Origin of the sequence: Staphylococcus nepalensis (assembly GCF_014635045.1) — a bacterium.
GTDB lineage: Bacteria > Bacillota > Bacilli > Staphylococcales > Staphylococcaceae > Staphylococcus > Staphylococcus nepalensis.
Map to the genome: position 1 here is coordinate 103,829 of NZ_BMCF01000007.1, position 22,002 is coordinate 125,830.

At 33.7% G+C, this 22,002-nt stretch carries 16 protein-coding genes; 1 reads left to right on the plus strand and 15 read right to left on the minus strand.

From position 1 onward, the window contains the following. Positions 1–99 precede the first annotated feature (99 nt). Positions 100–2,121, minus strand: a complete 2,022-nt coding sequence (locus tag IEU88_RS10615) for a hypothetical protein (protein WP_103372472.1) — start codon at positions 2,119–2,121, stop codon at positions 100–102. A 207-nt stretch (positions 2,122–2,328) separates the two neighbouring features. Next, positions 2,329–3,180, minus strand: coding sequence for a LysR family transcriptional regulator (locus IEU88_RS10620; protein WP_103372471.1), 852 nt, complete (start codon positions 3,178–3,180; stop codon positions 2,329–2,331). Positions 3,181–3,295: 115 nt separating this feature from the next. Between IEU88_RS10620 and IEU88_RS10625 the strand changes: the two genes are divergently transcribed. Next, positions 3,296–4,372, plus strand: a complete 1,077-nt coding sequence (locus IEU88_RS10625) for an oxidoreductase (protein WP_096808084.1) — start codon at positions 3,296–3,298, stop codon at positions 4,370–4,372. Positions 4,373–4,724: 352 nt separating this feature from the next. Here IEU88_RS10625 and IEU88_RS10630 read toward each other — a convergent pair whose 3' ends face one another. The 13 genes from IEU88_RS10630 to dcuS all read right to left on the minus strand — a co-directional run bounded on the left by IEU88_RS10630 (position 4,725) and on the right by dcuS (position 21,680). Beyond that, positions 4,725–5,057 (minus strand): winged helix-turn-helix transcriptional regulator, encoded by a 333-nt coding sequence (locus IEU88_RS10630; RefSeq protein ID WP_103372470.1) that lies wholly within the window; start codon positions 5,055–5,057, stop codon positions 4,725–4,727. Positions 5,058–5,298: 241 nt separating this feature from the next. Beyond that, entirely contained in the window at positions 5,299–6,156 is an 858-nt protein-coding gene (locus IEU88_RS10635) for an arginase family protein (RefSeq protein WP_103372469.1), read from the minus strand. Positions 6,157–6,442: 286 nt separating this feature from the next. After that, complete coding sequence (locus IEU88_RS10640; protein ID WP_096808081.1) at positions 6,443–7,861, minus strand: sodium:solute symporter family protein; 1,419 nt, start codon at positions 7,859–7,861, stop codon at positions 6,443–6,445. A gap of 407 nt (positions 7,862–8,268) precedes the next feature. Further along, positions 8,269–8,658 carry a tautomerase family protein gene (locus IEU88_RS10645; RefSeq protein ID WP_096808080.1) on the minus strand — a complete coding sequence of 130 codons (390 nt, stop codon included), beginning with the start codon at positions 8,656–8,658 and terminating at the stop codon, positions 8,269–8,271. A 128-nt stretch (positions 8,659–8,786) separates the two neighbouring features. Beyond that, the gene (locus IEU88_RS10650) at positions 8,787–10,286 is read right to left on the minus strand and encodes a sodium:solute symporter family transporter (RefSeq protein WP_103373487.1); all 1,500 of its coding nucleotides are present in this window, start codon (positions 10,284–10,286) and stop codon (positions 8,787–8,789) included. Between the two features lie 17 nt (positions 10,287–10,303). Next, complete coding sequence (locus tag IEU88_RS10655) at positions 10,304–11,680, minus strand: LLM class flavin-dependent oxidoreductase (RefSeq protein WP_103373486.1); 1,377 nt, start codon at positions 11,678–11,680, stop codon at positions 10,304–10,306. 506 nt (positions 11,681–12,186) lie between these two features. Next, positions 12,187–13,674, minus strand: coding sequence for an aldehyde dehydrogenase family protein (locus IEU88_RS10660; protein WP_103373653.1), 1,488 nt, complete (start codon positions 13,672–13,674; stop codon positions 12,187–12,189). A gap of 117 nt (positions 13,675–13,791) precedes the next feature. Further along, positions 13,792–15,438: an alpha-keto acid decarboxylase family protein gene (locus IEU88_RS10665; protein ID WP_103373654.1), complete on the minus strand. Its 1,647-nt coding sequence runs from the start codon at positions 15,436–15,438 to the stop codon at positions 13,792–13,794. A 153-nt stretch (positions 15,439–15,591) separates the two neighbouring features. Continuing rightward, the gene (locus IEU88_RS10670) at positions 15,592–16,047 is read right to left on the minus strand and encodes a MarR family winged helix-turn-helix transcriptional regulator (protein WP_096808075.1); all 456 of its coding nucleotides are present in this window, start codon (positions 16,045–16,047) and stop codon (positions 15,592–15,594) included. Positions 16,048–16,661: 614 nt separating this feature from the next. Then, positions 16,662–17,843 (minus strand): NAD(P)-dependent malic enzyme, encoded by a 1,182-nt coding sequence (locus IEU88_RS10675; RefSeq protein ID WP_103373655.1) that lies wholly within the window; start codon positions 17,841–17,843, stop codon positions 16,662–16,664. A gap of 29 nt (positions 17,844–17,872) precedes the next feature. Then, on the minus strand, positions 17,873–19,225 hold the full coding sequence (locus IEU88_RS10680) for a 2-hydroxycarboxylate transporter family protein (protein WP_103373656.1): 1,353 nt from the start codon (positions 19,223–19,225) through the stop codon (positions 17,873–17,875). Between the two features lie 140 nt (positions 19,226–19,365). Next, complete coding sequence (locus tag IEU88_RS10685) at positions 19,366–20,079, minus strand: response regulator (protein WP_103373657.1); 714 nt, start codon at positions 20,077–20,079, stop codon at positions 19,366–19,368. Next, the gene (gene dcuS / locus IEU88_RS10690; protein ID WP_103373658.1) at positions 20,073–21,680 is read right to left on the minus strand and encodes a DcuS/MalK family sensor histidine kinase; all 1,608 of its coding nucleotides are present in this window, start codon (positions 21,678–21,680) and stop codon (positions 20,073–20,075) included. Before dcuS ends, IEU88_RS10685 begins: the two co-directional genes overlap by 7 nt. Positions 21,681–22,002 lie beyond the last annotated feature (322 nt).

Consider the following 22,002-nt stretch of genomic DNA (forward strand, 5'->3'; position numbering starts at 1 on the left):
GCGCCATTCAAAAGTTTCACTTACAAGTGTTCACTTTGAATGGCGCATTTCACTTATATTATAGTGAACGGTCTGGCCCACGTTCCATATATTTATAATTTACGATTCTTTTGATTTTTTACGCTTAGCAAACCATATGAGTCCGCCACCTACAGCTAGCAATACAACGCCAAATGGGATGGTTGATTTTTTAGCTACGGTGCCTGCATCAGGTAAAGAGAAATTACCCTCATCATCGAACAAACCACTTAAAAAACCTTCTGATCCGCCCAGAGACAAAGCGCGGCCAGGTGAAGGGTTAGGTATATCTCGGACGCCATCTAATATATTGTGGCCACTGAGTAAACCGCTTAATAAACTTGGCGTTTCAAAGCGTTGTACATCGTTACCTAATGTCGGTGTTTCTATATCTTTGTCTAACAAGCTGCCACTCAATGTATTCGAAAGATTTGGTGTATGTTTTAATGGTTCGAATATACCATGTATATTCTCTTTAAATTGACTTATATCTTTATCTACCTTTAATAAATCATTCAACTGCTGATCAACGCCAGATTTCATTAAGTCAACTAAGTTATGCTTAGCGTCTTCTTTTTTAGCAATAACATCAGCAAGCGCTTTAGCTTTCGCATCATTTAATTGAGTAGCCAACATCGTTTCTAAAGCTTTACGTTTATTTTGAGATTGGTCTAATATCTGTTCTAAAATATCATCACTTGTAACATTGTCGCCGAAATAATGTTTCATTAATGCTACAATTTGATCATTAGTGGGATTGTCATGCATGATTTTTTCAGCGATTTCGGATGCATCCGTATGGTCTAATTGTGTTGATAATATGGTTTTAATTAACGCTTCTTTATCAGTTGTTTCATTAAACATAGATTGTAAAATCTCATCACTCGTAGTCGTAGATAAGTCATCTAACTGGCTAATCACTTGACTTGCAATTTGTTGGTCTGTTTTACCCTCTGTATCTATGCGTTCCAATATAGATTGGGCACGTTTTTCGTCAAATGTATCGTTAACAATATTCTTAACAGCTTGTTCTTTATTATCTACAGATTTTAAATGATTCAATACAATATCATCTTGTTCTTTTAAACTTTGCTCTGTTTCCTTTATTTCTGCCTTCAATTTCTCTTTATTTTCAGCCGATATTGAATCTCGCTCAGAAAGCTTAGATTCTAATGTTTGTAGATTCGCAGCTTTATTTTCGACATAATCATCTAAATGATCTTTTGCTTGGGAATGGCTTGTCATCACTTTATCAATATCTTTTTTAATTGCCTCTAATTGTGGCGTTGGGTTATGCTCAGCATAAGACGTATTTTTTAATACACCACTGTTTGGGTCGTTCCCTTCAACAGTGTTGTTATCCTTTTCTGAGATTGTAGTTGGATTGCCTTCCTCTTCACTATCTTTGGCCTCCTGTGATACTTTAGGGCGATCGTTTAGTTTACCCCCGTCAACTTTATTAGACAAGGTAACCACATCATCAACCAATTGGTCTATGTTTTGTTTTGTATCTTTGCTAGGTGTACGCACATCAGACGTTTGCGCTTGACTATTATCTTGGTTTATTAGGGCTTTATTGTCTGTTGGTTCACTATGAGTAAAATTTTCTTTATTAGCAATTGGTTGTTTTCGGTCATCTAGCGCATACTCGACATTTTCCTTGCCTTCAGATGACGTATGTTTATTTTCCTCTTCTATAGTAGCATCATCTTGTCCTTCGTCTTTAGCAGATGCTTTATTTTCTTTATGTTCTTTGATGGTTTCATTGTTATCATTTTTGACTTTTTTCAATATTTCTTTAACTTCTTCTATACTTTTAGCATCCGTCATGTCTTGAATAGCAGCTTGCTTTTGACTGCCTTTAATATGCTTTAATTTTTCAATTTTTTCTTTACCTGCTTGAATGTGTTTTTCTAATGATTGTGCGTTATCCAAATGTGTTTCAATGTTCAAATCAGTCTTATCTTTTGCCTCTGCTGATGATACTGGGGTCAAACCATATCCAATTAAAGTAGTACTCATAATAAGTGCGATACTGGATAATTTAAATTGATGATTTAATCTGGCTTTATTATTTAAATGATGATTGCTTATCTGTTTCATTAAATTCACCTTTTCCCTAGTTATTCTCCCCCATTATATCGGTTATATCATTTTATTCAAAGGGCAATATCATCTTGATTGGTTTTATTAATAAAATCACTTTCCAAAAACCATTATTTGTTAATATTCCCGTTTAATAATTATATAAATTATATTCCTTTCTTGTGTCTATTAATGTTTTAGTGATATCGTTTTATATTTACACTTTCAATACCATCTTTTAGCACAATCTTTAATGGTTTCAATCATTGCTATTTCTGATGAAGACAGTGTCTTAGATTGATGATAGACCAAAAATGTCGCAATACCTTTGTTATTTACATCTACTGCTTCTCCAGTAAATTGTTTACGTTCCAACTCTTTTTTTATTGAAAAATATGGGAAAATTGAAATACCTAACCCATGTTCTACACATTGTTTAATTGCTTCAATGCTTTGAAATTCAAAGCTATCTTGTACGTCCCAAGAATTAATTTTAAAGTACTCTTTCAGCATTGGTTGATAACTACAAAATTGGTCTGAATATAGCGCTGTATTTAAATTTTGCTTGGTATTACTATAAGCTAAAATCATTCTTTCAGTATTTAATTTTTCAATATAAAAAAGTTTATTTTGCCAATTTTCATTTTCTAATATAAGTGCTAAATCTATAACACCTTTTTGAAGATGTGCTTTAATATCGTTAGGTGCTACGGACTTCAAAGAAATTTGGACTTTAGGGTAATTTTTTTTATACATTTCTAAAATTTCTGGTATTCTACATATCATTAAAGATTCCGATATACCTATAGTTAGTCGGCCTTTTGGTGCATCATCTAAATCCTCAATTTGATAGTAGATTTGTAGTAATTGCTTCACATAAGGTAATAATTTCTCACCATAATGAGTGAGTGTGACATGATTACCTAAGCGATTAAATAATTCGTGTTCAAGTTCTTCTTCTAAATTTTTTATATGTGTGGTTATAGTAGATTGAGCATAATCTAGTTGCTCCGCTGCTTCTTTAAAACCGCCATGTTCTACAATACATTTAAAAGTGATTAATTGACGAAATTCCATTTGTGTTCCTCCTTCAAAAATATTGAACAGATGATTCAATGATTTCAATTTTACTAAACTCATGACTAAAGTTAAAATGGATTTATTGAATTTATTAGAGGAGGTCAAGAACTGAATGTTTTTTCAACCATTAGATACTTTAAATGTTAAAAACAGAATAACTCTCGCACCTATGACACGTATTAGCGCTACATTAAAAGGCATCCCTACATCTGAGATGTTGAATTATTATCGTTCTTTTGCTGAAGGTGGCTTTGGCTTAATAATTACTGAAGGTCTTTTTATAGATGAAACACATAGCCCTGGGTACCAACACCAACCTGGTCTTGTAACTCAAACCCAAATCGACGCTTGGAAAAATATCGTGGATGCAACGCATAAAAACGGCTCTAAAATGATTGCTCAACTTATGCATGCTGGCGCGCTCGTACATGGTAACGCATTTGGTTATACGTCTGTCGGACCTTCTTCAATTGTGCCTAAAGGAGAAAAAAGCCCAATGTATAATGGCGAAGGTAAATATCCAACGCCTGAAGCTTTATCTGTTGATGGTATAAAGGATGTTGTACAAAGTTTTGTGAAAACTGCTAAAAATGCTCAATGTGCAGGATTTGATGGTATTGAAATCCACGCTGCAAATGGATATTTATTAGATCAATTTTTAACTACGTATACCAATCAAAGAAATGATGATTATGGCGGTTCATTAGAAAATAGAATCAGAATGATATTAGAAGTTATTACAGCTATTAAGTCAGAAGTCTCATCGGATTTTATCGTGGGTATCCGTATTTCTCAAAGTAAGGTAAATGATTTTGACTACAAATGGGAAGGTGGCGAAAAGGATGCTCAAGTTATTTTTGAAAATCTAGCTGACTCCGGCATTGATTATATCCATACAACAGAGTATAAAGCTTGGCAACCTGCTTTCAATGACAATACGCTTTCGTTAGCTGCTCTCGCTAAACGTCATACTGATGTTCCCATTATTGCAAATGGGCATTTAGAGGATATTGAAACGGCCATAAGCATGCTTAAAAATAAAGAAGCTGATTTAATTGCGCTTGGTAAAGCTGCTTTAGCCAATCATACTTTACCTCAAAAAATACATGCAAATCAATCTTTAAATGAGTTCAATCCAGATAAAGTTTTAAACCCTGACGCAACGCTTAAAGATTTTGAATTAAAATAATTTATTAATTATATGAAATTTTTCCAGTTTTAATATGGCATTTTTCATTGGTAAAAATTATTGTCATATAAGTTTGTTAAATTTAGTAAAGCATGTTTTTTGAAGCAGTATCTGCAGATAGCGTTCAGTATGCCGGCCAAATTTTAACCTGTGATATTAAGCTATATTATACGCCAAAGACAGTAAACTCACATGATTAGTAAAACAACTATATATTTAATCAATTACAATATAAAGCCAGAGATGCATTAGTTCTTTTGATCTCTGGCTTTTATAATTTAAATGTCAAACTGATTGATATAAATTAAAAAGATGCATAGTTAAATTTTAATACATTTCATTTTCATCCTATTTAATGATCTAGTCCCCACTCACATATGGTTTCTAAAATTGGGATTAAAGATTTGCCTTTTTCTGATAGTGAATATTCTACTTTAGGTGGTATTTGTGGGTATTCTGTTCTAATTATAATGCCGTTTGCTTCCAATTCTTTTAACTGTGTACTTAACGTTTTATAAGTTATAGTACCTATCATTCTTTTCAGCGCGTTAAATCGAACCTTTTCATTTTCAGCTATTAAATAGAGAATCACCATTTTCCATTTACCACCGATAATAGACATTGTATAACCAAAAGGCGTATCGTCAATATTTTTTACTTTACCATGAAATGCTTGCATACTCATTAAATCACCACCCATATACATTATTTTAACACTAAAGAAGGTTGAAACATAAATCATGTTTCAACCTTAAATATCGTATTAGCAGTAAACAATAAAAATGCAAATATACTTATATCCAACTTTTAAATAGACATTGATACAATAACTTCAGCTTTTGTATTCTTTTTTCCTACACATACTTGATGGATTGGAGTGAAGAAATCATTTTATAAAAATATGATTTCTATCCCTTCCTCTTTAGTTACTCATTTTTTAACAATGGTAAATTACTCAATAGATGACGTAACGCGTTAGCATCCCAAGGCATATGTTCTGTAATACCTAAACCAACGACACTGGTATGCTTAGAAACATCGTCAATGAGCCTGCCAATTTGCCCCAAATTCATTTCACCTTCAGCCCAGTTGATAGAAATTGGTTCTGGACTGGCAAAAATCTGGGAACGGAATCGGTTTGGATCCAATATATCGACATCAAAGTGAACGATTAAATGTCTAATACTGTTATCATTTATCCATTTTATAACAATATCACTATCTCCTTCAAAATCTTCAGGATATGCTACTTGGATGCCTAATGCTTCAATCCGTTCAGCCTCATAATCTTTTGGCTTAATACCAGCTAACATAACATTTTGAGGTTTCAATGGCATTTTCACTTTGTCAGCAAATGCTTGATCTCCTTCTCCTAACAAATTACCTAATACCATTGTATTGGCATTTTCCATTTCTTTCGGGGATGAAATATCCCCATGCGAGTCTATCCATAACACACCGACATCCCCACCATAACGTTCATTAAGATAAGCATAAGGTGCTTGTCCAACTAAACAGTCACCACCAAATATTACAATATTATCTGGTTGATGTTGCTCTATTAAATGTTCTGCTGATTGCAATTGTTTTAATAGTGCCTGACGTGCAACTACACCTTCCTCAGTTTTTAATAATTCAGGGTCTGATTCTATAGGTACCTCTACTAAAGGGTCATCGCTTTTTGGCGCTAACCACGATAAGAGTTCTGCTCCTAAAGCATATCCTGCCTCATTATTTCCACCTTGCCACTGTGGCATCAACATACGTAAAGTACTATTAGCCATTGTTCTTTCTCCCCTTTTCATATTTCGTTATTGATTATCTTAACCTACCTTTATTATATTACTCATATAATTTGATGTAAGTATGCACTTTTATGCCACCTACTATCTTAAATGATAGTAGACCCATTTTGAGTTATTCGCTTTTTTAAAATTGAATAGGAAAAAGCGTTCAATTATGTCTATCTAACAATATTGAACGCTTTAAGTATATGAATGCATATGTGCTATTTAATTTTTAGATTTTATATAATGAATTTCCGTTCAAATCTATAATATATAGGGTACCTTAAACACGAACGTAATCTTTCTTTCCAAATAATGTTACAAGTAATAATATTATAGTTGAAAGCGGCAGTCCAATTAAGATTGGATGGAGGCCAAACGGATGACCAAGCAATTGCCAAACGACTGCCGATATCAGTCCACTCCACATTGATATATTACCTGCCATTTTTGAAGGTTTTTGCCAAAACAATCCAAAAACTACAGGCGCTAGCAAACCTGACACGGACATCGCAGTGCCTGTGACCATAAGATCTACTAACCCAGGAATCATGAGGGACAACACTAAAGCAATCACAGATACGATTAAAACCGAGATTTTGCTATATAATAGCATTTTCGTTTGACTAAAACTTTTAACGTTTGGTTTTATAATATCGTTAGCAATCGATGAAGCACCTGCAATAAAGAAGGAATCAGCACTTGAAATGACTGCTGCTAATAATACTATAATCATGATTACGACTACAGGAAATGGAAATACTTCTTGAATAACATGATAATAGACCAATGGTGTTTCAGTTATATTTAAATTCAAACCAAACTTACTATATACACCAATAAATACAGTCATGGCGCCTAATAACACAGCTATAATCATCGAAATCCAGTAACCATTTCTTGCCGTTTTCAAATTTTTGGCCACCCAAATACGTTGCCAAACATCTTGTCTTATAAATTGATAAAACGCTAATGTTAAAAGATAGATTAAAATTTCATTAGGCGTAATATTAAGAAAATCTAACATTTGATTTTGGTTACTATTTTGAGCGTTGGCTTGAATACTACTCCAACTTCCTGAATAATAAATCACCACAAAAAATAAAACTACAATACCAACCGTAAGTATGAGACCTTGAACAACATCTTGCCAAACGACCGCTTTTAAGCCGCCCAAATACGTTTTTATCGTTAGCAAAATCCATCCTATTATAATTCCAGTTGTCATATTTAGTCCCGTCGTTAAATTTAAAATAGAAGCAATCGCAACAAACTGCATGCCTGTCATCGCACAATAAGCAAAAAGGAAACTAAGCACCGTAGGGATACGTGCTGATTCCCCGTAGCGAAGTGCCGTATAGTCACCGATGGTTACCATATTATGTTGTTCTCCTAATAGCCTGATGCGTTTCAAGAAAAATACAGCAAGGACAATAACCGCACTTATCATAGTGATATGAATCCACTGTTGTCCCATACCTAATGTATATCCATTTTCCATATAGCCTAATAACGTAGCTCCTCCGACGCCCGTGCTAACGAATGTTAAAATCAATGGAATAATGGAGACAGTCCTGCTCGCCATATTATAGTCATCATACGTTTTAATTTTTCTTTTTATGTATAAAGACATGAGCATTAAAAAAATAAAATAAACCGTGATAATTAAACCTAAAGTAAATTGTTCACTACTATTAAACACTACAATTTCACCTCATAAATATATTACAATAGTTAAACCTATTGTTACTTTTACTTAAATTAAACTTTACTTAAATCTGTATGATTAAAGTCGCCTTTATACTATTGAACTTTTCTTTAAAAAAGTCAATATCATGTATTCTAAATTTTAAAAATACTCTAATTTTATTTATTAATAATTTAATATTCACAGATATTATATTGAGTAGAAATACCTTTACTAATGTTAATTTATGAAAATATGCATACAAAATTTTAACCGCCAACAATGTAATTTTAATTGTTGGCGGCTTGTTGTATAAGGTTCTTTTCCTAGCTTACTACACGTTGAATTAATTTTTGAAAGGCTTACATCGCATGATATCGTTAATTAACGCTTCACCTATATTGAAATTAAGTTTTCTCATATTATAAATCGCCTGTAAGGAATTGGGCTTTACCATTGAAAAAACTCCAGTCTTCATCCGTATTTTCAACGAGACTAATCATTATATCTTCTTTACGTATATTTAATGATTCATTTAATGCTTCTGCTAACTTTTTATAAAACTCAATTTTTTGATTCTTTGTTCTAGGCCTTGTAATTATAGTAAATACAATCACATGTTCCGTTCTAGAAACACCTAAACCTGTATCTAATATTTGCATTTCATAATCCTCATGTTGGTTAACAATCTGATATCTGTCACCAATTGGCGCTTGAAATGCGTCTAACATTACATCATAAGTGATATCTAAAATACGTTTAATTTCTTCCTTTTCTCTACCTTTAATCATATCTAATTTTATTAGTGGCATATGCATTCTCCTTTAAAATAATTCGTCTATCTATTTATCTGTATATGCAATTTTCAATACAATGATTACTGCAATAAACATTCCTATAAATCCGTACAACCATATTGTTAGCATTTCATTAACAAACATTAATTATTACCTTCTTCTATAGCATATTTTTTATTATCTTTAACCTTAATTACAAATGAAGCAATTGTAATCGTTGCTATACCTATAAATGTTGCTACTGCACCTGCTGACATAGTACTTGGGATAATCCCTCCAAAATAAATAATTAAGTACGAACCTAAGCCTACAAACATAGACATTTCTGCAGCTCTAGCTGGCGCTTTATGCTTGGCATAAATAGCATGTAAAATAGGCCCTAAAGTTCCGGCAGCAATACCTGATATACCGATCCACATAATATCACTCATGTGTTTTGGAGGTTGTAATACTAATAAAAATGATAACAAACCGACAACAGGCACACTGATTTTACTAATTTGAAATGCAATTTTATTGGCTTTTGCCTCACTAACGTTAACAATTTTTCTTTTAACCAAAAATTTCAAAAAGATATCGTTCGCGAAAACTGTGGAAATAGATACAAATAAGCCATCTGTTGTTGACATAGCTGCTGCCAATATAACCACGCCAAAAAGTGCTACAATCACTGCTGGGAAAGCCCAAATAATATATTCAAGAAGCGCTAAATCTGAAGTTTCAATACTATTACCAAGTGCTACACGACTGAATACGCCCCCGAACAACACTAATAAGCAAAGACCGGTCACAATAACATACGTGTTGATCATTTTTCCTAAGTCTTTTTCATTTTTAAGACCTAATATCTTATTAAATAAATGAGGCGCAGAAGCAAACGCCCATTGTATGATGATAGCACCTAAAACCATGCTAAAAGAGTTAAAATGTACAGAGTCAGGATTAAACACTTTAACTAAATTTTCATTTTGATTACCTAGATTATGAACGATACCAGAGAACGTACTTGTAATACTTCCTTTCCAAAAGATGACAACACCGGAAACAAAGACCACTACACCTGCAATTGCCATAATGATAACTTGTATAGCATCCGTATAAATATCAGCAAGCGCGCCTCCAACGTAAACGTACAATACAACGATAACTGCGATAAAAACAAGTCCACCAAAGTATGACATACCCAGTAAATATTGAAAAATCCTTGCGCCTGCAACAAACTGACTAGCGATATAGAAAATATTAAATAGTAAGATAATACCCGTACCTACACGTAAAATATCACTATTATAGAAGTCCCCCAACCAATCTGGAAGCGATAAAGATTTTTGCTTTGTATTCAATTTTCGTACTTTTTTAGCGACCATTAACACACCTGTGGGTCCACCGATAAACATGGCTAAAAATAGCCATAAGTTATTTAGTCCCCATTCATAAGACCAACCAGGATAACCTAAAAAAGTTGCTGCACTTAAATAAGTTGCTGCAAATGATAATCCGAGTACTCTAGGGCCAATAGCGCCGCCCCCAGTTGCAAAGTCAGCAATATTTTTCATTTTACGAGCGCTCACATAACCAACAGCAATCATGACTACCATAAATAATATAAAACCTATCCATGTGTAAAGAGAAATTGCATCCATTCGCTTTTACTCCTTTTTTAATTTATATGTGCATTTTTATTATTTTTTGCTGGATGATTTTCTTTTATTGTTTTATGACCTTTGCCAAACATATGCTCACGAAGTGTGCTTCCTTCATACTCTGTTCTATATAAACCTCTCTTTTGTAATTCAGGAATAACCTCATCAACAAACTCTTCAAATGTGCCCGGAGAATAACTCTGAGCGATATTAAAGCCAGCCGCTCCACCCTCAATCGCCCATGTTTCAAATTGATTTGCTACTTGTTCTTTCGTTCCTATAAATTTAACCGTGCCATTTCCAAGTCCGTGGTTTTTCACAGCTTCTCTTAAGGTCCATTTATAGTTTGGGTCTTTAGTATAAATATTAAGATTACCTTGCATGGCTTCGGTCTCAATGTCTTCTATATACTGGTCTGGGTCATATTCAGAAAAATCAATGCCTGTGTGGCCACTTAATAATGAAGCTGAGCCTTCGTAACTGATGTGTTCTGTTAATGCTCTATATTTTTGATAGGCTTTTTCTTCAGTTTCTCCAATAATAGGAAGCACCATAGGAAAAACCAAAAGATCTTCCTTATTTCTTCCGTATTTTTCTGCTCTTGTGTGTATATCATTGACATAGTTTTTTAATGATTCTAATGAAGTATGTTTTGTAAAAACCGCTTCTGCATGTTTAGCTGCAAATGTTTTACCTTTTTCTGAAGCGCCTGCTTGAAATAATACGGGCGTTCTTTGTGGAGACGGTTCAACCAAATGAGGCCCAGGAACACTAAAAAATTCACCTTCATGGTTAATTTTATGTACCTTGTTAGCATCTGCATATATATCACTTTCTTTATCATTAACAACTGAGCCATCTTCCCAACTATCTTCCCAAAGTTTATAAACAACCTGGAGGAATTCATCTGCTCTATTGTATCTTAAGTCTTTTGGCAACCTTTCTTTAAGACCTAAATTAATGGCTTCACTTTCTAAGTAAGAAGTTACAACATTCCAACCTAATCGCCCATTTGTTAAGTGGTCTAATGTAGATAATTGTCTAGCTAAACTATAAGGTTTCGCATATGTGGTAGATATTGTTGGCGCAAATCCAATATGTTTTGTAACGGCAGCCATAGCAGAAATAATAGGTATCGGATCATGCGCAGGCAGCTGAACTGCATGTCTAATTGCAGCATCACTCGATCCATTATAAACACTATACGTTCCTAATACGTCTGCAATAAATATAGAATCAAATTTACCTCTTTCTAATGTTTGTGCAATATCTGTCCAATAATCTAATTGATTATGATTCGCGCCTTGATCTTTTTCATGTTTCCATAATCCAGATGAATGTGGAGACGGCGAGTTTTGCACGAATCCGTTAAAATGTATCTGCTTGTTTGGCATATGTTATTCCTCCTATATTGTAGTTGTTTTTATCATTTATACTCATTGTTGAGGGGATATAAAGATCAGGAATGACTTTATTCATTTTCTATAACAAATTTTTAATAAATAGAATTTTCTGAAAATATCTATGCTAGTTAATATAGCTAAAATTATATACGACGTCAATATTAAAATTATAATTTCTATAAGAATAGTCGGGTTTTATGGTATATGACTTTTATTTTAATAACAGATAATGAAAGTTAATAAGCGCATCATACTTACTGAAGCGATGCCCATTACAGGAAGTGATTCCTTGGTTGATAGCAACCATATATAAACATTAAAATTCGTGAAAATAAATTTTTAATTTGAAATGATGAGCGCCCGCTTTTATAAAAATTTTTAGCTATTAAAAAGGAGGGACCGCAATACGGCCCCTCCTTTTAATTGTATTTATCACAATAAACACCCATATTAAATTTATCTAGATATACATATGTGTGGTATAAGTTTTGGTCATTTTAATATAAGCCTTTAAGTTCATTGCTTGTATCAATAAATATATTTTTAACTTGTTGATAATTACTCAATGCTTCTTTATATGTTTCACGCCCGATTCCTGATTTTTTATAACCACCAAATGGTGCACCTTCAGGCACTTGGTTATACGTATTAATCCAGATTCGACCTGTTTTTACAGCTTTCGCAATATTTAATGCACGGTTAATATTTTGTGAAAACACGCCTCCTGCTAGACCGTAATCAGAATCGTTAGCGATTTTAATTGCTTCTTGGTCGTCTTTCACTTTGATAATCGTTAACACTGGTCCAAATATTTCTTCTTGTGCCAATTTATGATCATTATCGTTAACTGCTATTAATGTCGGTTCTAAGAAATAACCTTTATCTAAACCATTACGCGTTATACGTTTACCGCCAGTTAAAATGTCAGCGTTAGATTTTTCTGCATAGTCAATATAAGACTGGATTTTTTCCAATTGCTCTTGGCTCGTTTGACTGCCCATTTGCGTATTTTCATCTAATGGGTCGCCAACCTTAATATTTGAAAATGCTTCTTTCAGTCTTGAAATTAATTCATCATAGATGCCTTCTTGGACGAGTAAGCGTGATCCAGCACTACATACTTCTCCTTGGTTAAATAAAATGCCTAGTTGTATACCTTCAACCGCTAAATCTAAGTTTGCGTCATCCAGAATCATGTTGGCACTCTTACCACCGAGTTCTAACGTTGCAGGAACAATACGTTTTGCCCCAGCTTCAGCTACTTGATATCCCACATTGGTTGAGCCAGTAAATGATAATTTATCCACACCTTCATGGTTGAAAATGGCATTTCCTGATTCTGAACCTTTACCCGTTACGATATTAACGACGCCTTTAGGTAAAATCTCTTGGAAAATCTTACCTACCGCTAATAAGCTTAAAGGTGTAGAGGAAGACGGTTGAATCACAATTGTATTACCTGCTGCAATAGCTGGCGCAATCTTCCACGCTGCTAATAACATTGGGAAGTTCCAAGCTACAACGGCACCTACCACACCTATAGGTTCATGACGTACAATACTCATTGTATCTTTATCAATATCATTAACTGAACCTTCATGTGTCTCGATAACGCTTGCAAAGTAATTAAAATGTTTTGCAGCATACGGTATATCAATGCCTGCCGTTTCACGAATCGGTTTACCGTTATTTAACGTTTCAATCGTAGCAATTTTGTCTTTGTTTTCCATTATTTTATCGCTAATTTTTCTTAATAAATTAGCGCGTTCTGTTTTAGATGTTAAACGCCAAGATTCAAATGCTTCCTGTGCTGCTGCCACAGCTTTATCTATGTCTGCGTCATTAGCTTTTGCAATACTTGATAGTGTTTCCCCTGTGGCTGGATTTACAACTTCCAACGTTTCACCACTGTCACTATTAACAAACTCGCCATTTATAAATAAACCATAAGTCTCATCAATATAATCTTTACTATTTACTGTCATTAAAATCTCTCCTTTGTTTAAATGCTTTTTGCAGTAATACTTATTTAGACTACTATGATACTAATGATGTCATATTATTATAACTTAAAAGAAAGCGCTTATTAAATTTTTAAATTCTTAATTATTTTGGTTTGCAAAAGCTTTAGCAATTTCATTGAGTTTTGCTGGTGCATCGTGTACATCCATATGAACTTCTACAAAGTGCATAATATTCGGAGTGTCATCAATATCTTTTAATGTTTTTTCTAATTCAATACTTGTTGTTACATTGTGTATTTTGACATCATCTTCTTTCATACCAAATACAAATGGTAACATTTTATAATCCCACATATTTATATCATTGTATGATGCTGTTTCGCCATGAATTTTACGCTCAACGGTGTAACCATCATTATTCACTACAAATATAACTGGTTTTAAGCCTTCACGAATCATTGTTGATAATGCTTGAACCGTTAATTGTAACGAGCCATCACCAATTAACAACAAATTTCGGCGTTGTTTATCTGCAATTTGTGTACCGAGCGTTGCAGGCATTGTGTAACCAATTGATCCCCACAACGGTTGACCAATAAATTTATTTTCTTTATACAAGGCTAAATCATACGCACCAAAGAAAGATGTACCTTGCTCTGCAAGAATGATGTCCTTGGGTTTTATAAAACTTTGCATTAATTTGAAATAAGTTGATTGTGTTAATGGATGATCAATTAATTCAATTTCTTTATGTTCGGAAACGTGATAATGTGGATAATTTACATCACTGACATAATCCATTTCTAACAACCCTTCTAAGAGGTCTGTCAGTCTCACCTCTTCTGCATGTAATGCATCCACTTTGAAATTGTGATGGTTAATCATAATCACATCATCTAAATTAAATTGATATGAGAAACCTGCCGTTGCAGAGTCTGTGAGTTTAGCGCCAATATTTAAAATAACATCACTACCATTTACATATGATTTGATTGGATCGTCTGAAATCTCACCATCATATATGCCCATATAGTAATCATTTTGTTCGTTAAACGCACCTTTACCAAGGGATAATTGTGCGACTGGAATGTGCGTTTGATTAACAAATTGTTCAAGTGCTTCATGTAAATCAAAACTATTAATTTCATGTCCTGCAATAATTAATGGCTGTTTTGCAGTTTTCAATTTATCTTCTATTCTTTTAATATAGCTAGAAACATCTTGTTTTTCCGGCGTTACATAACAGTACGGCTTTTCTACTTCAATCTTTTGGGCTGCAACATCAATAGGTAGATGCATATGAACCGGGCGTTTTTCATTTAATGCTGCATCAATTAATCGTGGTATTTCAACTTGTGCATTTTCAGGTGTAATATATCCTTGGGCTGTTGTAATGTGTTTGTACATTTTACGATAATCGTCGAAAGTGCCTTCACCCAATGAATGGTGCACATATTTACCAGCTTTTTCGACTTCGCGAGTCGGTGCACCTGTAATTGCTATGACAGGCACACGCTCCGCATAAGCTCCTGCTATACCATTTACAGCGCTGAGTTCACCTACACCAAATGTTGTAACCATAGCGCTAATACCTTTCATTCTTGCGTAACCGTCTGCAGCATAACTCGCATTTAATTCATTTGTATTACCTACCCAATCCATGTCATCACGATGGATAATGTCATCTAAAAAGGTAAGGTTAAAATCTCCAGGTACTCCAAAAACTTTATCAACGCCTACAGCACTAATCGCGTCCATTAAATATTGTCCTACGCGTTTTTGCATTAATCATTTCCCCTTTTTCTCTTTATTTCTTACATTGCAAATATAACGCGGTTAATAATAAAGGTCAATAATGTTGACTTAATTATCGTGAATTTTCCTTTTCAAATAAAAAAACATAGTGACGCCCCACTATGTTTTAAAAATTAATTTTATTTATTTTTTTACATCATCTTTTAGATATTTTACTTCCTGAAATCCTGTACGATAAGAAGCAAATGCTTCCATAATTGCATACCAATCATTACCAACTTTTTTTTGAATATCTCTAAACAAATCGTTTTGTGCTTTATTTAATTCATGAACTAATTTCGTACCTTTTTCTGTAGGATAGAGTGCTTTAACACGCTTATCCGCTTCGGTTTGTTTTTCGATAATAAATGCTTCATCCTTCAATTTTTTCAATGTTGCATGGCTACCTTGTTTAGAAATTTCCATACTTTTCAAGAGATCTTTAATTGTAATACCCGGCGCTTTTTCGATAAAAAATAAAAATCTATGGTGTTGTCTATTCAAACCATATTCTTCGATTATTTCATCTGCTGTATTTACAAAGGTTTTATATGCAAAGTAAAACAACAAATTTTCATAATCGTTATTATTTTCTTCCATAATTCACATTCCTTTTTGATTGTTATTTATCTTTTAGTTATTTAAATCATAACGTAATAACTATGATTAAATGCACACGTACGATATGCGTCGCTCAGCTAATAATAGCCAAATGTGCTGATACGCTAAGATATAGCCTATAACTGTTACTGTTTTGGTCGATAAAATGATAACTGTCTATTTAGTATATGCTTAATTTTATCATAACTTATATTAACTGATAATAACTTTAAACAATCGTACATGTACGTTCAGACATCACGCCCAATCATTATACACGGCTATGATATGCTTTTTTAAATTTGAATTTCACTTATTTAGAAGGTGATTACAACTTGGATACGGCTCCCTCATTTATAAGTGACATCTTTTATAAGTTATTTCAATATCATCCGACCAATGGTACTATGCTTTTGCATATCATATGAGTGTTTTTACGATTAAATATAAAAGGTTAAGTGAACCATTATTTCTCTTAAAAAATTGTATGGAAGTTGAACAATTATAAAAGGAATGACTCATACTTAATTTCAGTAGCAACCATCCTTTCTTTGTGCAATTGTGGTGATTTATAAAAAGCAACCAACTCTAGCGTTTTTCATATCAACTTTACGTTATATCAATACTTTCTCTCCATTTTTCGCATGATGCTTAACCGCTCCTGCTACCTCATGAGCAACATGTGGATTTAATGCATGTGGAATGACAAAATCCGGTGTTAGTTGCTCCTCCCCTATGGTGTCAGCAATTGCCTTAGCCGCCGCTATTTTCATATCTGTGGTGATTTCATTTGCATGTGCGTCTAACACACCTCTAAAAATACCAGGAAAAGCTAATAAATTATTGATTTGATTCGGGTAATCTGAACGCCCTGTACCAACAATAGCCGCACCAGCTCCAACTGCTTCTTCTGGGTATATTTCTGGCGTTGGATTTGCTAATGCAAAAATAATCGGATCATCGTTCATCGATCTTACATGTGCTTGCGTTAAAGCTTTTGGACCTGACACACCAATAAATACATCTGCATTTTGTATAACATCATCCAATGTCCCCTTTTGGTCATCGGGGTTTGTACAACTTGCAATATTTTGTTGCGCTTTGTTCATCCATGTTTCTGCTTTGTTCAAGACGCCCTCTAGACTAACCAGCGTAATGTCTTTATACCCAGCTTCTAACAATAACTTAGCAATTGCGATACCCGCTGAACCTGCACCATTAATAATAATTTTTGCATAATCACTTTCTTTTTGAACAACTTTCAGTGCATTAATTAACGCTGCAAGTACAACGATAGCTGTGCCATGTTGATCATCATGAAACACTGGAATATCCAGCTCATCAATCAATCTTTTTTCAATTTCAAAACAACGTGGCGCAGCTATGTCTTCTAGATTAATCCCTGCAAAATTAGGCTGTAATGCTTTTATAATAGATATAATTGCTTCAGTATCTTTTGTATCTAAAGATATAGGAAATGCGTCTACATTTGCAAGTTGTTTAAATAAAATACTTTTACCTTCCATAACTGGTATAGCTGCTTTCGGACCAATGTCTCCTAATCCAAGTACAGCCGTGCCATCCGTAATTACGGCAATCATATTACCTCGTGCGGTCAATGTATTTGCTTTTTTTTCATCTTTGGTAATGGCTTTACATACTTCAGATACCCCTGGCGTATATACGACACTCAAATCTTGTTCAGTGTTAACCTCTACGCTACTTGTAATCCCTATTTTACCTGAATGTTCATGATGTAAAGTGATTGGATCTATATTTTCATTTCTCTCTGACATGTTAGTGACCCCTTATATATTATTATGATTTAACTTAAAATTTTCAATAAAAATGTTGCTATGATAACCGTTGAAACGCCACCTATCCTTGTTGCAACTTGTGCAAATGGCATGAGCGCCATACGTTTAGACGCTGATAATATGGCTACATCCCCGGTGCCGCCTAGACCACTATGACAACCTGTGACAATAGCAGCATCTACCGGGTACATTTTCATCAATTTACCTACAAAATAACCTGAAATAATCATCGTTAATACAACTGAAGCACATATCACCACGTATGCTGGCGTTACAATTTTAACAACGTCTTCTAAAGGTATGTACAACATCCCAAGACCTACCATTAATGGCCACGTCAAACTTGTAGAGACAAATTTATATAAATTATGTGCGCCATTTTCCATTTTATGAGGCATGACTTTCAAACATTTAATCAACGTTGCAAATAGAATCATAATAACTGGGCCCGGTATACCAATGAATTTTTGACCAAGTGTGCCAACAATAAAGAAACTACAAGCAATCAGCAACCCTGCTCCCATAAGTGAGAAATCAATTACTTTATCTTTTTCTTTTTTATTGTCTATACTTTCCTCAGTGCTTTCAGATTTTACTAGTTTTCCATTTCCAGAAAGTTTTGTATATTTTTCTCCTACGCGCATCATAACGCCTGCAGTAACAACTGCGAATATATTACCAATTACGGCTGCTGGAATCATTTGAGAAACGAATGATTCAGCTGAGTCTCCTAATATAGATGAATACGCAATGGATAAGGGTAGAATCCCTTCACCGATACCACCACCAATAATAGGAACAACGATATAAAATAATGTGTGTTTTATATCATAACCTAACAATAAACCAACAAATAAACCTGCAGTAACTGCTAGAACTGTTCCCGCTAGCAAAGGCACAAACATACGCGTAAATCCTTGAATTAATACTTTGCTATTCATACCTAAAATACTTCCAACTACTAAACAAGAAATATAGAAATATAAGAAGTTAGACGTCTTCATCAACGTCGTAACCGCTTCCATAGAAGTCGAATGAATCACATTCAAAAAGACTAAAATAGATGGGACAAGCAAGGCCAAAATAGCTGGCCCACCGATATCTTTTAAAATCGGTATTTTTTGGCCAAGGTCTCCTAGTAAAATACCTAAAATCATGATTACAGCAAATCCTCCAATCATGTCTGCAGGTAATGTATTATATATAGAAGCAACGAATATAATTGCAGCTAAAATTAAATAAAGTGGTAATGGCAATACACCTACTTTAATATTAATTAACTTTTTTGCTATACTTTTAAACTTATTATTTAGCGGCACTTCCTGATTAGTAAGCGCTTTCAAATTTGTTTTCGTGTCCATGACTACCCCCCTCATTATCGATAAACCCATTCTATTCATAAGAGGAGCAAATTTATAGTTTATGAAATTTTAATTATCTTTTTGTAATTAAAAAAACCGAATTAAGTGTATACCCCTTTTAATTCGGCAATTTTTTCACATCAATCCATATACGCTTTTAAATACTTCAAATGGTCCTGCTTTAATTTATACGAATAAATCGGACGACCGATACCATAATTTAAAGATTCCTCTAAGACTTCTATTTCCGTTAAAAATTTTAAATATTTTCTTACAGATACTCTCGAAATATCAACATGCTTTGAGATTTCGTCTGTAGAAAATTCATTGCCTTTAAAATCATTCATTTTCTTAACAATTACTTGTAATGTTTCTTTCGTGACACCTTTTGGTAATTTAAGCTCTGATTCATTCCCAGCGATTGTTTTATTAAGCAATTCACCATCAATATCAGATTGGTTGATATTCTCCGTTTTATTAAAAAATGTCTGCCCTTTTTTATAACGTAACAATGATTGCTTAAAGCGCTCAAATTCAAAGGGCTTGATTAAGTAATCAACAGCACCGTATCGAAATGCAGTTTGGATTTGCTCAACATCTGAAGCTGCTGTAATGAGTATAGCATCTATTTTATAACCTTGTTCTCTTATATATTTAAGAAATGTTAACCCATTTTCTTCAGGCATGTATATGTCTAATAATAATAAATCAACCACTTTATTTTCTATGATACTCATAGCTTCTTTAACATTTTTTGCGATATCTACTGAAGTTTGATTATCTATTTTTTCAATAAATTGCAGATTAATTTGTGCAACCATCGGATCATCTTCAACAATTAATATATTCACCATTTATGATCTTCCTTTTCTGAATAGCTTATAACGACTGAAAACGTCACGTTGCCTTCCACATTAGAAGCTATATTAATATCTCCATTGAGTTTCTCTACACTTTGTTGAACAAGGTATAGTCCATATCCTCTATGCTCGCCTTTAGAAGAATAGCCCTTTTCAAATATTTGATGAGCCAGCTCACTTTTTAAACCTAAGCCTGAATCTACGATATCTATAGTTAATGTACCGTTTGTATATTTCAAATGGACATCAATCGTTTTCTGTTTAATAGCAGATACCACTAAAGAATCTATACTATTATCTATTAAATTACCTATAATCGTAATCATTTCATGCGTGATATGCGAATGTTCCGGTTCAGGGATGGTGGTATGACTCACAATAGATAATTTAACATGCTCTTCTCTCGCTAAACTTAATTTGCCTATTAAAAAACCAGCCAATGCAGCATCTTTGATTTTCGAAGTAATATGACCATGCTCTTGGCTACCTAATTCAACAATATCATGTATATATTGTTTTAAATCCTCATAATGTTCCATTTGCAACATGCCAGAAATCACATGCAATCTATTACTGAACTCATGCGATTGTGCGCGTAAAGTATCTGCATATGTCTGCACACCTACTAATTGTTCGGAAAGCTTGTTTACCTCTGTCTTGTCCCTAAATGTTGAAATCGCACCAACAATTTCTTTATTTACAATAAGTGGCACTCTATTGACCAAAATCTTTACACCATTAATATTCTGCTCCTCATCTCGTTCCGGTTCACCTAATTCAAGTACTTTCGGTAGCTGTGTAGACGCCATATAATCGTCAATCTTCATACCGATAGGGTTACCTTTCAGATTTGCTTGTTTAAATATATCCATCGCTGATTTGTTCACTAAATTAATCTTACCTTCCTTATCAACAGCCACGACACCTTCATGAACAGATTGTAACATCGTATTTCTTTCTCCAAGTATCTTAGCAATCGTCGACGGTTCTAAACCCAGTAAAATTTTCTTAATATACCTAGAAAGCATGTATGCACCAATAGCTCCGACAATCAACCCAATGATTGAACCAACGATAATCTTCTTATTGCCATCTGCAAGGGCTTCATAAACACTTTTCATTGGCACACCAACAGCCACGACGCCAACCTGTTTTCCATTCGCATAAACAGGCGTAAATGACCTCAATGATTCACCCAGCGTTCCTTTAGAAATAGAAGCACTCACTTTACCATGAAGTGCTTCTTTTTCATCGCCACCTTTGAAATGTTTACCAATTAACTTTTCATTAGGGTGCGACTTTCGGATTCCCTTCATATCCATCACCACGATAAAACGCACATCCGTTGATTGTTGTATGTCAGATACGTAAGCTTGTATACTGTTATCATTGTTTTTCTTTTTCAAAGTAGATTGCACCACTTGAGACTGTGCCACCGTCTTGCCAATAACCTCAGCCTTTTCTTCAGTCGTTTGATGTATCGTATCCCTAATTGTATTACTAATCAATACGCTAGTGATAAGCAATGAAACCAATACGACAATACATACTACAATAATGATCAACGTGCTTAACTTTAACCTTTGTTTCTTCAAAGCCCAACCGCCTTTAATTTCTAGTTCTTAAAATGTTTTACATAAGTATTTAATTATTAAAAATATATCATACTTTTGAAAATCAATTTAAGTAAATATTAAATTAAAATTTGGAAGAAATAAAAGGGAAATTAATTTAATAATGATATGGCTATTACTTTTTTCTGATACATTCAAAATATAAATATCCATTTTCTCTTTATAAATGAAATTTGTTTAGTAATAGTAGAAGTTTGTTAAAATGTAGAGAACTATTAAATGAGATGAATACATTTTGAAAAAATAAACTGAAGTCGTAGGAGCCGTTATCTTCATGGAAAAT

Excerpts from the sequence above, each read along its gene's own strand:
- IEU88_RS10635 (WP_103372469.1), bottom strand. The coding sequence starts at position 6,156 with ATGGCTAATAGTACTTTACGTATGTTGATGCCACAGTGGCAAGGTGGA.
- IEU88_RS10665 (WP_103373654.1), bottom strand. The coding sequence starts at position 15,438 with ATGCAAAAACGCGTAGGACAATATTTAATGGACGCGATTAGTGCTGTA.
- IEU88_RS10685 (WP_103373657.1), bottom strand. The coding sequence starts at position 20,079 with ATGGTGAATATATTAATTGTTGAAGATGATCCGATGGTTGCACAAATT.
- IEU88_RS10620 (WP_103372471.1), bottom strand. The coding sequence starts at position 3,180 with ATGGAATTTCGTCAATTAATCACTTTTAAATGTATTGTAGAACATGGC.
- IEU88_RS10675 (WP_103373655.1), bottom strand. The coding sequence starts at position 17,843 with ATGTCAGAGAGAAATGAAAATATAGATCCAATCACTTTACATCATGAA.
- IEU88_RS10680 (WP_103373656.1), bottom strand. The coding sequence starts at position 19,225 with ATGGACACGAAAACAAATTTGAAAGCGCTTACTAATCAGGAAGTGCCG.
- IEU88_RS10650 (WP_103373487.1), bottom strand. The coding sequence starts at position 10,286 with ATGGATGCAATTTCTCTTTACACATGGATAGGTTTTATATTATTTATG.
- IEU88_RS10645 (WP_096808080.1), bottom strand. The coding sequence starts at position 8,658 with ATGCCACTAATAAAATTAGATATGATTAAAGGTAGAGAAAAGGAAGAA.
- IEU88_RS10670 (WP_096808075.1), bottom strand. The coding sequence starts at position 16,047 with ATGGAAGAAAATAATAACGATTATGAAAATTTGTTGTTTTACTTTGCA.
- IEU88_RS10615 (WP_103372472.1), bottom strand. The coding sequence starts at position 2,121 with ATGAAACAGATAAGCAATCATCATTTAAATAATAAAGCCAGATTAAAT.
- IEU88_RS10655 (WP_103373486.1), bottom strand. The coding sequence starts at position 11,680 with ATGCCAAACAAGCAGATACATTTTAACGGATTCGTGCAAAACTCGCCG.
- IEU88_RS10630 (WP_103372470.1), bottom strand. The coding sequence starts at position 5,057 with ATGAGTATGCAAGCATTTCATGGTAAAGTAAAAAATATTGACGATACG.
- IEU88_RS10660 (WP_103373653.1), bottom strand. The coding sequence starts at position 13,674 with ATGACAGTAAATAGTAAAGATTATATTGATGAGACTTATGGTTTATTT.
- IEU88_RS10625 (WP_096808084.1), top strand. The coding sequence starts at position 3,296 with ATGTTTTTTCAACCATTAGATACTTTAAATGTTAAAAACAGAATAACT.